Annotated in this window: 19 protein-coding genes; 14 read left to right on the forward strand and 5 right to left on the reverse strand. The window is 56.8% G+C overall.

The window, feature by feature from the left end; all coding sequences use genetic code 11:
• Positions 1-36 precede the first annotated feature (36 nt).
• Positions 37-576: an ester cyclase gene (locus L362_RS16085; protein ID WP_023344077.1), complete on the forward strand. Its 540-nt coding sequence runs from the start codon at positions 37-39 to the stop codon at positions 574-576.
• Between the two features lie 39 nt (positions 577-615).
• Here L362_RS16085 and L362_RS16080 read toward each other — a convergent pair whose 3' ends face one another.
• Entirely contained in the window at positions 616-1,083 is a 468-nt protein-coding gene (locus L362_RS16080; protein WP_021241363.1) for a nuclear transport factor 2 family protein, read from the reverse strand.
• A gap of 104 nt (positions 1,084-1,187) precedes the next feature.
• Here L362_RS16080 and L362_RS16075 point away from each other — a divergent pair, with 104 nt between their 5' ends.
• A complete protein-coding gene (locus L362_RS16075; RefSeq protein ID WP_023344078.1) occupies positions 1,188-1,766 on the forward strand; it encodes a TetR/AcrR family transcriptional regulator in 579 nt (192 codons plus the stop codon).
• A gap of 113 nt (positions 1,767-1,879) precedes the next feature.
• Here L362_RS16075 and L362_RS16070 read toward each other — a convergent pair whose 3' ends face one another.
• Positions 1,880-2,437 (reverse strand): histidine phosphatase family protein, encoded by a 558-nt coding sequence (locus L362_RS16070; RefSeq protein ID WP_032637721.1) that lies wholly within the window; start codon positions 2,435-2,437, stop codon positions 1,880-1,882.
• Positions 2,438-2,609: 172 nt separating this feature from the next.
• Between L362_RS16070 and L362_RS16065 the strand changes: the two genes are divergently transcribed.
• From L362_RS16065 to L362_RS16050, 4 genes are read left to right on the forward strand one after another with little or no spacing between them, the layout of a single operon-like run.
• Complete coding sequence (locus L362_RS16065; RefSeq protein WP_023292497.1) at positions 2,610-3,005, forward strand: DoxX family protein; 396 nt, start codon at positions 2,610-2,612, stop codon at positions 3,003-3,005.
• Entirely contained in the window at positions 3,002-3,634 is a 633-nt protein-coding gene (locus L362_RS16060; RefSeq protein WP_021241367.1) for a TetR/AcrR family transcriptional regulator, read from the forward strand. The genes L362_RS16065 and L362_RS16060 overlap by 4 nt, the downstream gene beginning before the upstream one ends.
• 30 nt (positions 3,635-3,664) lie before the next feature.
• Positions 3,665-4,069, forward strand: coding sequence for a VOC family protein (locus L362_RS16055; protein ID WP_008502334.1), 405 nt, complete (start codon positions 3,665-3,667; stop codon positions 4,067-4,069).
• A gap of 18 nt (positions 4,070-4,087) precedes the next feature.
• Complete coding sequence (locus tag L362_RS16050; RefSeq protein WP_023344080.1) at positions 4,088-4,600, forward strand: GNAT family N-acetyltransferase; 513 nt, start codon at positions 4,088-4,090, stop codon at positions 4,598-4,600.
• On the opposite strand, the gene L362_RS16045 is transcribed toward L362_RS16050, so the two are convergent.
• Positions 4,581-5,369, reverse strand: coding sequence for a hypothetical protein (locus L362_RS16045; RefSeq protein ID WP_008502332.1), 789 nt, complete (start codon positions 5,367-5,369; stop codon positions 4,581-4,583). The two genes, L362_RS16050 and L362_RS16045, sit on opposite strands and share 20 nt — an antisense overlap.
• A gap of 1 nt (position 5,370) precedes the next feature.
• Positions 5,371-5,568, reverse strand: a complete 198-nt coding sequence (locus L362_RS16040) for a hypothetical protein (RefSeq protein WP_008502331.1) — start codon at positions 5,566-5,568, stop codon at positions 5,371-5,373.
• A gap of 257 nt (positions 5,569-5,825) precedes the next feature.
• Between L362_RS16040 and L362_RS16035 the strand changes: the two genes are divergently transcribed.
• Genes L362_RS16035 through L362_RS16000 form a run of 8 tightly spaced genes read left to right on the forward strand, consistent with a single transcriptional unit; the run spans position 5,826 to position 11,706 of the window.
• Entirely contained in the window at positions 5,826-6,260 is a 435-nt protein-coding gene (locus L362_RS16035; protein WP_008502330.1) for a nuclear transport factor 2 family protein, read from the forward strand.
• Positions 6,257-6,976 carry an SDR family NAD(P)-dependent oxidoreductase gene (locus tag L362_RS16030; RefSeq protein WP_023344081.1) on the forward strand — a complete coding sequence of 240 codons (720 nt, stop codon included), beginning with the start codon at positions 6,257-6,259 and terminating at the stop codon, positions 6,974-6,976. The genes L362_RS16035 and L362_RS16030 overlap by 4 nt, the downstream gene beginning before the upstream one ends.
• The gene (locus tag L362_RS16025; protein ID WP_023344082.1) at positions 6,973-8,232 is read left to right on the forward strand and encodes an NAD(P)/FAD-dependent oxidoreductase; all 1,260 of its coding nucleotides are present in this window, start codon (positions 6,973-6,975) and stop codon (positions 8,230-8,232) included. The genes L362_RS16030 and L362_RS16025 overlap by 4 nt, the downstream gene beginning before the upstream one ends.
• A gap of 1 nt (position 8,233) precedes the next feature.
• Complete coding sequence (locus L362_RS16020; protein ID WP_008502327.1) at positions 8,234-8,956, forward strand: DUF1365 domain-containing protein; 723 nt, start codon at positions 8,234-8,236, stop codon at positions 8,954-8,956.
• Positions 8,953-10,173, forward strand: a complete 1,221-nt coding sequence (locus tag L362_RS16015; RefSeq protein WP_023327405.1) for an SAM-dependent methyltransferase — start codon at positions 8,953-8,955, stop codon at positions 10,171-10,173. Before L362_RS16020 ends, L362_RS16015 begins: the two co-directional genes overlap by 4 nt.
• Positions 10,170-10,655, forward strand: a complete 486-nt coding sequence (locus L362_RS16010) for a DUF2878 domain-containing protein (protein ID WP_008502325.1) — start codon at positions 10,170-10,172, stop codon at positions 10,653-10,655. Before L362_RS16015 ends, L362_RS16010 begins: the two co-directional genes overlap by 4 nt.
• Positions 10,652-11,176, forward strand: a complete 525-nt coding sequence (locus L362_RS16005) for a chalcone isomerase family protein (protein ID WP_023344083.1) — start codon at positions 10,652-10,654, stop codon at positions 11,174-11,176. Before L362_RS16010 ends, L362_RS16005 begins: the two co-directional genes overlap by 4 nt.
• A complete protein-coding gene (locus L362_RS16000) occupies positions 11,173-11,706 on the forward strand; it encodes a DUF3833 domain-containing protein (RefSeq protein ID WP_023344084.1) in 534 nt (177 codons plus the stop codon). The genes L362_RS16005 and L362_RS16000 overlap by 4 nt, the downstream gene beginning before the upstream one ends.
• Here the strand turns inward: L362_RS16000 and L362_RS15995 are convergent.
• Positions 11,703-12,161, reverse strand: coding sequence for a DMT family transporter (locus L362_RS15995; RefSeq protein ID WP_023344085.1), 459 nt, complete (start codon positions 12,159-12,161; stop codon positions 11,703-11,705). The two genes, L362_RS16000 and L362_RS15995, sit on opposite strands and share 4 nt — an antisense overlap.
• Between the last annotated feature and the right edge of the window lie 2 nt (positions 12,162-12,163).

Consider the following 12,163-nt stretch of genomic DNA (forward strand, 5'->3'; position numbering starts at 1 on the left):
GTCTGCGGGTAACGTAACACTCTGTAGAGAGACATCATGAAATATACGACGTGCTTTCGTCCCGCTATCGCGGCGCTTATTTTTGCTGGTCTGTCGGGCAATGCTATTTCCGCGCAGGGGGAAAGGGTACAGCCGAAACAGCTGATTGTGGACAAGAGCCTGCCCCTGGTGCAATTAAAGACGAATGAAGCCGTTGCCAGAGAATATGCCACGTTCTGGAACACCGGTAATGAAACTCTGGCGCGTGATGCCCTGGCGGCAAACTTTGTTGATAAAACACCGCCGGAAGGCCGTAAGCAGGGGCCGGAAGGCGCTATTTTAGCCTCGCGGGCGTTTCGCACTGCCGTGCCCGATTTGCGCTGCGACGTTGAGCAGATGATTATTTCAGGCGACCGCGTGGTCTCACATTTACATTTTTACGGCACATTCACCGGGACATTTGGCAAGCTGAAAGGAAAGGGACAGAAAATAGATTTTATCGCCACGGATATCTATGAAATCCGTGACGGTAAAATTGCAGCGAACTGGCATATTGAGGACAACATGACGCTGATGAAACAGCTGGGCACACTCTAAACGCATCACTCCGGGGCGCCCCGGAGTGATGTAGAAATCTTATAAGCCCAGATCGCTCAGCGACGGGTGATCGTCCGGGCGTCTGCCCAGCGGCCAGTGGAACAGTCGCTCGGATTCTTTTATCGGCATATCGTTTACGCAGGCAAAACGACGCTTCATCAAGCCGTCTGGGTCGAATTCCCAGTTCTCGTTGCCGTACGAACGGAACCAGTTGCCTGAATCATCATGCCATTCATAGGCATAGCGGACCGCGATGCGGTTATCCGTAAAGGCCCACAGCTCTTTAATCAGACGATAATCCAGCTCTTTTTTCCATTTCCTTTCGAGAAACGCCCGGGCCTCTTCACGGTTGGTGGCGAACTCTGCACGGTTGCGCCATTGGGTATCCAGCGTATAGGCCAGCGCGACTTTCGCCGGGTCGCGACTGTTCCAGCCATCTTCTGCCAGCCTGACTTTTTCGATGGCGCTTTCACGGGTGAAGGGCGGTAAAGGAGGACGTGTGTTCATGGCGGTTACCTCAGTGTGATTTTGTGTAGACAGGTCTGTCTACTTGGGGTAATCTATGCCTGAAAAATAACGCTGTCAACACCCTTTTTGAGGCTGTCGAAAAAATGAAAACCGAACACGCAGGCAACGAAACAAAAATTAGCGTCCGGGATAAAATATTACTCACGGCGCACGATCTGTTTTATTCCACGGGCTTCAGGGCGACGGGGGTGGATACGCTGATTAAAGAGGCGAAAGTGACGAAGGTGACGTTTTATCGCCATTTTCCGAGTAAGAGCTTGCTTATTCTCGCCTATTTACACTATCGACATGAAATATGGATTAACTGGTTTGAGGCCACGCTTCGTCGACATCTCGTTGAAGGCCAGACGCCTGCGGACGCTCTATCGGCTACCCTTTATGAATGGTTTATTTCGCCTGATTTCCACGGCTGTGCGTTTATTAATGCCAGCGCCGAAGCCAAATCCGAAGATATTGAAAGCGAAATAAAAGCGATATGCCGCGATCATAAAATCGAAACAAAGAAGATTATTGCGTTGCTGACAAAAATTGCGGATGAGCGCGCCGTCAATGAAATCATGCTGCTCATTGACGGCGCCATTATTCATGCGCAGATGGGCATGGAGACGGATGAGGTCATCGCGTCGTTGAAGAGGGCGCTGGCAGACTTAATCGGGGGCTAGCGAGGATCCCCTTAGTCCTCCAGACGAAGGCTGACAGGTGCATTCAGCATTTGCGAATAACAGTCGGCTGGCGTGCGCCGAGGATGAACAATCCTCGGCCTCAGCATGTGCCGCTATACCATGCTGTAAACCCCCGCTCCCCAGTACCCCTTACCCGGACGAGTCTGTTCTTTCCAGCCTGATGCGATCAGTTCTTTTGCAATGAACCGGTTGATGACCCCGTGCCCCATGAGCAAGACGGGGCCGTCAGAGTCCTTCGCTACATTCACCAGGATTTCTGCCGCCTTAACGGCACGTTCTTTTGCGGCGCTTACGCGCTCTGACTCGCCAGACAGGCCGCAGAGCCAAAGAACGCGAAACAGCGCTGCCCAGTAAAAAGGCGATAGCCGGAACCCCGGAATACGGAACACCGGCAGCTCTGCTTCCCGAAAAACCTCATCAATTAAGCCCGGTTCACACCCCAGCGTTTTCAACGATGAAAGGGCTCGCGGGAGAGGGCTGCTGAGAAACGTCAGTGCGCGGTACGCGAGGATTTGAGCCATCTCCGAAGGTCTGTCGCGGCCCGTTGAAGAGCGGTTATAGCTGTCGAACCATCCCACCATTTCCCTGTACGACACCTTTCCGGCGCCCCTGTATTCGGGTTCGCCGTGGCGCATCAAAATAATTTCCATATGTCTTCATCGCTCACCATCCATTCACCAGAGGCAGACTAGCGCGTTCTCACACTGATGTTCACCCACCCGTTTTGGAGTGTCAGGGCGGCGATCGCACTTATCAGACTTGTCGGTCTGTTAATTAATAAGTAGACTAGCCAGTCTTTTAAATGATCAAAGAGATAATTCAGTGTCAAAAATCACGTCATCTATCACAACACTCTGTCTTTCAAGAATTTTATTGACCTTTTTCTTCTGGATGGCAGGCTTTTATGGGTTGTTCAACTTTGGAGAGATTGTGCTGGAAATGGTGGATGTGGGTCTCCCCTGGCCCGTCTTATTCGCGACAGGCACCATTCTCTGTCAGCTTGTAGGCTCTGCTCTGGTGATTTCGAATTTTGCCGGCTACGGATGGATTGGATCGGCAATGCTGATTGTGTTTACATTACTCACCATTCCGGTGGGGCATCCATTCTGGAAATTTAGCGAGCCCCAGCGCACCCAGGAGTTTCATATCGCGCTTGAACACATAACCGTTATCGGGGGGCTCATGATGAGCATGCTTTTGTCAGGTCGTAAACGATGAGAGAAAAGGTTCGGCAGAAAGGCCGCCCAAAAGATCCGTCAAAGGAGCAGGCGATACTGCAGGCCGCAAGAAGCCTGTTTCTCGAGAAAGGCCTCGATGTCACGACGGAAGAAATTGCCCGCGTTGCCGGGGTGGCAAAAGCCACGCTTTATGCCAATTTCGCGGATAAAGACCTGCTTGTTGAGGCCGTACTCCGTAAGGAATCGGATCTGACCATCAGTGACAGTGATTTTTCCGAGCGGCATCATCTGTCGTTGACCGAGGTCTTAACCGCGTTTGGCAACCGTTTTGTCCGCTTCATCAACCAGCGCGAGCTGACGGGATGGGACCGCTTAATTGCCTCCGCCGCTATTCGTCATCCGGAGTTACCCGCGCGTTTTTATGCGGCAGGTCCCGGCAGGGCGCAGCAGATGCTGGAGACAATTATCGGTGAAGCCGTTGAAAAGGGCTTACTGATCGCGTGCTCCCCGCGCGAAGCGGCTGACGACCTGGCCGGGTTGTGGCTCGGGATGACAAGCCTTGAGATAAAGCTTGGCGCCAGAAAAAGCTTATCTGATGAAGAAATTGCTCGTCGGGTTACGCATGCGATCGCTGTTTTTATGTGCGCGTATTCAGTGGAAAAGCGCTGAGCATAACCATTTAGAGTAAAGGTAACGGAAATGAGAACACAGAAACGATGCCTCGGCTGCGTGGCTATTGTGGTTGATGACTACGATCGCGCCATTGAGTACTACACAGACAAGCTGGGGTTTACCCTCGTAGAGGATACGCCGCAACCGGGTAAACGCTGGGTGGTCGTCTCGCCCAACCCGGAAAGCGACTGCAATATTTTGCTGGCTCGTGCGTCTAACGAGAGGCAGGAAGGTTTTATCGGTAATCAATGCGGTGGCCGAGTATTCCTGTTCCTTCAGACGGATGATTTCTGGCGCGATTACCATGCCATGAAAGCAAAAGGCGTTCATTTTTGTGAAGAACCGCGTGAGGAAGAGTACGGTACGGTGGTGGTGTTTGAAGATATGTACGGCAACCGCTGGGATCTCTATCAACATGCCCAACGCGGGTGATTACGCGGGATACCTTCCATGACGCTTCGAATTCGACAGGCCACCGGGGCCGATTCAACGCTATTAAGCGCGTTGGGATATCGTATCTATCCCGCGCATTTTCAGCATTTGTGGGTATCAGATGCCGAGATGACGGCTTTTCTGGACGCCGAGTATGCCCCCTCCGTCATTGAGCAGAGCCTGACCGAGAGCCATGTTTCCTGGTTTGTGGCAGAAACCGATCGGCCAGTGGGATTCATGAAAGTGACCTGGGACGCCATGCTTCCGGAAACGGACAAGAGGGGCGTTCTCCTCAACAAGTTCTACCTCGATCCTGCCGAGACCGGCAAACACTATGGTCAGGACATGTTCAATAAAATCATCGACATGGCCCGGAGCAGGGGAAAGGACTCTCTCTGGCTGGAAGTGCTTGAGCAGAACGCAGGAGCGTACCGGTTCTACCAGAAGCAGGGCATGCTCTGCATTAAGAACGTCCTTTTTGAAACAGCCTCACAGCAGAGCATACTCAGAATTATGGGGATGTCTCTTTAGGGCCAGGGCTCTCGTCCCGCTGTGCCAGCGACAGCGCGCTGGCGCTGGCGGGATCGAACAGCGAGATGCTCTCAATCTGATTGAGTAAAATCACCTTGCGGAATGACATGGCGCTGCGGGGTTCCGAGTCGAGCGTAATGTCATGCTCCGCATACCACCGGCTGTAATTATTCTCGATGCGCAGGTTCATCGTCTTCGCATCCCGGTACCCGCTCAACATCGGGATCAGCACGATATTGGCCGTTTTTTCATATTCCAGCGTTGCGGTGTGGATCATACCCACGTATATCCGCCTCGAGCGGAGCGTGACCTGCGCCAGTTCGCCTTGCTCCATACACTGATAGAGCAGTTGTTCAATCCCGCTCGCCTGCGCAAGCCGTTTGTAGAGCTTTTTCCGACTCTCGCCGTCCAGCCTGGCGCTGCCTGCCCAGTTAGAGCGGTAGAGGCAAAACAGAATGGCAAACGCCAGCATCACCACCACCGGTGCCTGAATGCCTAAAAAACTCCAGTTCATAAAGTCGATTTGCCAGTCGGTGTATTTCGGTGAGGCAAAGTGGAAAGCGTTGTTGGCGGCAGAAAGGGTGAGCAGCAGCAGCCAGAGCAGCCCCGTAGCAATCACCCCCTGCAGAACGAAAATACAGCCGTAAAGCGCAACGAGAAAATAGACGTCCCAGCCAAAGGAACGCTTGATTTTAAAGCGGGTCGACAGGTCGCGGCTGGTGTACCAGTACCCGCAGACCATCAGCACCATAAATATCGCCGTTCCCATATCAGGCCCTCTTCAGCGCGTTAACGTGACGCAGAAAGTCCTGCCGCACCTCGTTGCTCTTGTAGTTCACCGAGGCGTTCCCGTCCTGGTCGATAATGATGCGGTCGCCATCTTCCACGGCTTCAATAATTTCCTGCTGACTCATCACCTGCAGTAAGGATTCCGGGCTTGAGAAGAGGGAGAGAAAGAAACGTTTCATGTCAGGCATCCTTATGAATAAAAAGGATAAGCCTGGAAGATGACCGCTGAATTTGCCTTAAGGATAACCTGAAAGTGAAAGCCGGGTGGCGGCTACGCCTTACCCGGCCTACAAAACCGTCAAATGATTGAGTTATCAAGTTGTTGATATTTATGGTTAATAAAAAATAAATTTGCACAAACTTGGACAAATAACGTTAATTGTGTAAGTTTTAAGTATGCGATTACGCCACGTTGTTTACAGCCAGGATGTGACCCATGAGCACTTTGCCCTCTGTCGTGAGTCGGTTTGTTGAGTACTACGCCGCACTGGATAGCCAGCCGCCGTCCGCGCTGGTCGGGCTTTACCATTCAAATGCCACGCTTGTCGATCCGTTCGGCGAGCACGACGGTATCTTTGCGCTTCAGCGCTATTTCACCCATCTGCTGGCCAACGTCGAGAACTGCCGTTTTTCTATCGACCCGCCGCTCTGCAGCGGGAACCGGTTTGTTGTCACCTGGGTGATGCACTGGTCGCATCCGCGCATTGCCGGAGGCGAACCGCTCGATCTGCCGGGGTGCTCGGTGGTGGAGACGGAAAACGATCTCATCACCCACCAGCGCGACTACTACGATGCGGGAGAGATGATCTACGAACATCTTCCTCTGCTGGGCTGGGCGGTACGCGGCGTGAAGCGGAGGGTCAAATCATGAAGACGGTACTGATTACCGGTGCAAGTTCGGGCATTGGCGCCGGGCTGGCGAAATCCTTCTCCGCTGACGGCTATCATGTGATTGCCTGCGGGCGCGATCCGGCGCGTCTGGAAGCGCTGCATCAGACCTGCCCCAATCTCACCGTTCGCCTGTTCGATATGACGGACCGGGAGGCCTGCCGACAGGCGCTGACCGGCAGCTACGCCGATTTGATTATTCTCTGCGCCGGTACCTGCGAATACCTCGACGGTGGCGTGGTGGATGCAGCGCTGGTGGAGCGGGTCATGAACACCAATTTCCTCGGGCCGGTCAACTGTCTTGAGGCGCTGCAGCCGCAGCTGGTTCGAGGCAACCGCGTGGTGCTGGTGAGCTCGATGGCCCACTGGCTGCCTTTCCCCCGCGCAGAGGCCTACGGTGCGTCCAAAGCGGCGCTGAGCTGGTTTGCCGAAAGCCTGCGCCTGGACTGGGAGCCAAAAGGGATTGCCGTCACGGTTGTCTCTCCGGGCTTCGTCGATACGCCCCTGACGCGAAAAAACGATTTTGCCATGCCGGGTCGGGTGACCGTCGATGAGGCGGTGAAGGCGATCCGTATCGGGCTGGCGGCCGGGAAAATGCACATCGCGTTTCCTGCCGGATTTGGCTTCATTTTGCGGCTGCTCTCAGGGCTGCCTGCTTTTCTTCAGCGCACGCTGCTGCGCAGGATGGTGCGTTCATGAACATTGCAATTATCGGCAGCGGCATTGCCGGGCTGACGTGCGCCTGGCGACTGGCCGGGCACCATCAGGTGACCCTGTTTGAAGCGGGATCCACACCGGGCGGCCATACCGCAACGGTTGACGTGACGACGCCACAGGGCACTTACGCGATCGATACCGGGTTTATCGTCTACAACGACCGCACCTATCCGCGCTTTATGGGCCTGCTCAGCGAGCTGGGTATCAGCGGGCAAAAAACCCAGATGAGCTTTTCAGTACACAATCCCGAGACGGGTCTGGAATACAACGGCCACACCCTGACGTCGCTGTTTGCCCAGCGCCGAAATCTCGTCAATCCGACATTCTGGCGGCTGCTCGGTGAAATCGTCCGCTTCAATCGTCTGGCAAAACAGGCGCTGGACGGGGAAGTGGACCCGAACGCCACGCTGCAGACGTTTCTGGACCAGCACGGCTTTACGCCCTTTTTTGCGCGCCACTATATTCTGCCGATGGGGGCCGCCATCTGGTCATCCTCGCTGCAGGAGATGAAGCGTTTCCCGCTGCCGCTTTTTTTACGTTTCTTCCAAAACCACGGTCTGCTGGATATCACCCATCGCCCGCAGTGGTACGTGGTGCCGGGCGGCTCGCGAGAGTATATCCGCGCGATGCTGGACAAACTGGGCGATCGGCTGACGCTGCATCTCAATTCACCGGTGCAGCGGGTGAGCCGCCACGAGGACGGGGTCACGCTCCAGCTTGAAAACGGCAGCCATACCTTCGACCAGGTGATATTTGCCTGCCACTCGGGCAGTGCTCTGGCGATGCTTGACGACCCGACCTCCGCAGAGCGCGAGGTGCTGGGCGATATCGGCTGGCAGCGCAACGAGGTGGTGTTGCACAGCGACCCGCGCTGGCTGCCGGTGCGGCCGCGCGCCTGGGCGAGCTGGAATTACCGGCTGAGCGCGCAGGCGCAGGCCAGCGCCTGTGTGACCTACAACATGAACATTCTGCAGGGGCTGCCTGCGGGCAGCCCGCTGTTCTGCGTCACCCTGAACCCGGACGCGCCGGTGGATGAGCGCTTCGTTCTGCAACGCTTCGTTTATGAGCATCCGCTGTTTAACCCGCAAAGCTGGCGGGCGCAGGCGCGGCGCGGCGAGATCAACGGTCACCAGCGGAGCTGGTTCTGCGGAGCCTATTGGTACAACGGTTTTCATGAAGACGGCGTGCGCAGCGCGCTGGACGTGGTCAACGCGATAGCGGCCGGAGAGGGGAACTGAGATGAACAGCTGCCTCTATCACGGCGTATTGCGCCACCGCCGCCTTCAGCCGAAAACCCATGAATTTCGCTACAGCGTCTTTATGGCCTGGCTGGATCTTGATGAGCTGCCGCTGCTGGCGTCCGTCGGCGTGCGCCGCAATCGCTTTGCCGCCGCCGCGTTCCATGACGCGGACTATCCGCTCGGCACGCCGCTCAAAGAGAACGTGCTCAGCAGGCTGGAGAGCCTGACCGGGGAACGGCCTGACGGGCGGGTCATGCTTCTGACGCAGTTGCGGTATTTCGGGTTTCATTTTAACCCGGTCAACTTTTACTACTGCTATGACGGGAAGGGGACTCTGCGCTGGGTACTGGCGGAGGTTCGCAACACGCCGTGGAACGAGCGTCATTATTACGCGGTCGACGGGCAACATGCCCAGCCCACGGAAAAAGCGTTTCACGTTTCCCCCTTCAACCCGATGGACATGATCTACCACTGGCGCTTCAACGATCCGGATAACACGCTGCATATGCACATTGAAAATCATCAGGAAGCGAAGGTGTTCGACGCCACGCTCGCCCTGCGCCGGGAGCCGCTGACCCGTCCGGCACTGCGCGCGCTGCTGCTGCGCATCCCGCTTATGACCCTGAAAACCGTTTTCGCCATTTACTGGCAGGCGCTGAGGCTGTGGCTCAAGCGCGTGCCGCTGTATAACCATCCCGTCAGCAGGAGTGAACGCTCATGACCGATCCCGTCTTTGCGTTAGAACCCGATATCCCGCGCAACGTCCGCCTCGCGCGATGGCTTCTGTTTCGTCTGTTAAGCGGCATCCGCGGTGGTTCGCTCACCCTGCGTGAAGGGGCGCAGACCTTCCATTTTGGCGAGACATCCTCCGCGCTGCACGCCGACGTGCAGATCCTCACGCCCGCCGTCTACTGGCGCGTCTTAACGGGCGGGAGCCTTGCCGCCGCTGAAGCCTGGATGGACGGCGAATGGGAAACCGCGCAGCTCACGCCGCTTCTGCAAATCCTGGCCCTCAACGGCGAGGTGCTTGGCCGTCTTGAGAAAGGGTTCCGGCTGCTTGGCCGACCGCTGGAGCGTTTGCGCCACTGGACGCGGCGTAACTCCCGCGCGCAGGCGCGTGAAAATATTGCCGCCCACTACGACCTGGGCAACACCTTCTATGCCCATTTTCTGGACAGGGAACTGCTTTACTCCAGCGCGCTCTTTACCGCAGACGAGCAGGATCTCACGACGGCTCAGCAGGCCAAAATGGCGCGCCTGTGCGACCAGCTGGCGCTTAGCGAGGCCGACCACCTGCTGGAAATCGGCACCGGCTGGGGGGCGATGGCGGAATACGCGGCCCGTCATTATGGCTGTCGGGTGACTACCACCACGCTGTCGCAGGAGCAATACGTCTGGGCAACCGAGCGGATCGCCCGCGCCGGGTTGCAGGATCGTGTTGAGGTGCTGCTCTGCGACTATCGCGACCTCACCGGGCAGTACGACAAGCTGGTCTCAATAGAGATGATTGAAGCCGTCGGGCAGCGCTATCTGCCTACATTCTTCCGGACCTGTCAGGCGCGGCTGCGCCCGGGTGGACGAATGGCGATTCAGGCCATCACCATTCAGGACCAGCGCTATCGCGACTACAGCAAAAGCGTCGATTTTATTCAGCGCTACATTTTCCCCGGCGGCTTCCTGCCGAGCATCACCGCCATGAACGAGCTGATGACGCGCCACACCGATTTCGTGGTGCGCAATCTCTTCGACATGGGGCCGGACTACGCCCGCACGCTGGCGCACTGGCGGCAGCGCTTTGTCCACGCCTGGCAGGAGATTGAAAAGCTCGGCTTTGATGAGCGGTTCCGCCGCATGTGGCTTTATTACTTTGGCTACTGTGAAGCCGGGTTTAACGCCCGCACCATTAGCGTGGTGCAGCTGACCGCAGAGCGCGTATGAGACGATATCTTCAGGTCTTCCTGCTGGCCGTCGCGTTCGATCTCTACTGGGCGCTGGTGGTGCTCTTTCGCGAACAGGGCCTGATTATCTGGCTCGGGCTGGCGATCCTGGCGTGCCTGCTCTTGCCGTCTGTATATCGTTTTTACGCCATTGGGCTGGCCGCGGCGGGCAGTTTGCTGGATACGCTCTGGGCGCTGACGGGGCTGATCGCCTTCACGGGTGATGCCCTGATGCCGCTATGGATGGTGGCATTATGGCTGATGTTCGCCACCGTCTGGACGCAGCTTACGCGCACCACCACGTTGCCCGGCTGGCTGCTCACCCTGCTGGCCGCCGTGGGAGGGCCGGTAGCGTACCTGATTGGCGAGCGGCTGGGTGCCATCACGTTTCTGGAGCCGACCTTTATCGTCGTCAGCTGGATGGCGCCGGGCTGGCTGGTGTTGATGCTGTTTTTCCACCTGCTGATGGGGAGACAAAAATGAGAGCTGCGGTTTTGTTGCTTTGTCTGACGCTGGTTGTTCCTGTTGCCCAGGCCACCGACTGGCTGGGGTGGCGGAAGGTGGGGGACGCCACGCTCACCTGGGGGCCATTCACCGTCTATACCTCCCAGCTGCGTACGCCGGACGGGCGTTACGGTCGGGAGAACCAGGATCAGGCGCTGATTATTACCTATGCGCGCGATATCGATCGCGATGAGCTTGTCGAGGCGACCCGCGACCAGTGGCAGGCGCAGGGGATCCTGCAACGGGAACCCCGAAGCGAAGCCTGGTTACAGATGCTCCGCTCTCTGTGGCCGGATGTCCGGCCGGGCGCACAGCTGGCGTTTGTGCTCGACGACGGGCAGGGGCAGTTCTGGTATCGCGAGTCAGCGGCGCAAAAAGCCTTTATTCCACTCGGACCGCGTCAGTCAGAAGCGTTCAGCACCCGCTTCCTGGCCATCTGGCTCGATCCTCGCACGCAATACCCTGAGCTGCGTCAGCAGTTAATCGGAGGCCAAAAATGAAACGTATCCTGATGATGGCGCTGGCATTGACGATGCTGCTGGCAGGCTGTAGCACGGAGGTGACCGAGTATCGCCAGCAGCAGCCGCGGCTGGATATCTTCCATTACTTCCAGGGCAAAACCGAAGCGTGGGGGATGGTGCAGGATCGCAGCGGCAAGCAGATCCGCCGCTTTCACGTTGAGATTGCCGGGGACGTTATCGGCGATACGCTGACGCTGAACGAGCACTTCGTTTACGACGACGGTGAGAAGCAGCAGCGGGTCTGGCATATCCGCCGCGTGGGGAGCGATCGCTACGAAGGCACGGCGGGGGATATTGAAGGGGTAGCAACGGGGCAGGTCGCCGGCAACGCGTTCAACTGGCATTACAGCATGAACGTGAAGGCCAACGGCAGCACCTGGCTACTGAACTTTGACGACTGGATGTACCTGCAGGATGAGAACCATCTGTTTAATAAAACCGAGATGAAGAAACTGGGCGTCACCGTCGCCACGGTGACGCTGTTCTTTACCCGTAAGACCTCAGCTTAGTCGCTGACGCTGCCGGTTTTGCTGCTGGAGTAGATGAAGTACAGGGCAATCCCCAGGCATACCACCGCGCTCAGACGGCTCGGTGAAAACGAAATGGCGGGATTGCCCAGCCAGCCAAAGTTATCAATCAGCATACTCATGGCGAGCTGGCCGAAGATCACCGCCACCGTGGCGACAGCGGTGCCGATCCGCTGTACGGCGAGCACCATTATCACGATATAGGGCACGCCAAACATCGCCCCGAGGAGCTGCCATTTCGGCACGTCCAGCAGCGTGACCGCCTGCTTAGGCTCAAAGAAGAAAATGAGCAGGGCGGTCACCAGCGCGCCGACGGAAAACGTTAGAAACGCGCTCTTGAAAACGCCCACGCTGCTGCCGAGCTGCCCATTAATTGCGGCCTGTATGCTCAGCGTCGCGCCGCCGCAGATGGCCAGAATTATCATCATCAATGTCATGT

The sequence above is a fragment of the Enterobacter sp. MGH 16 genome (genome assembly GCF_000493175.1).
GTDB classification, from domain to species: Bacteria; Pseudomonadota; Gammaproteobacteria; order Enterobacterales; family Enterobacteriaceae; genus Enterobacter; species Enterobacter roggenkampii.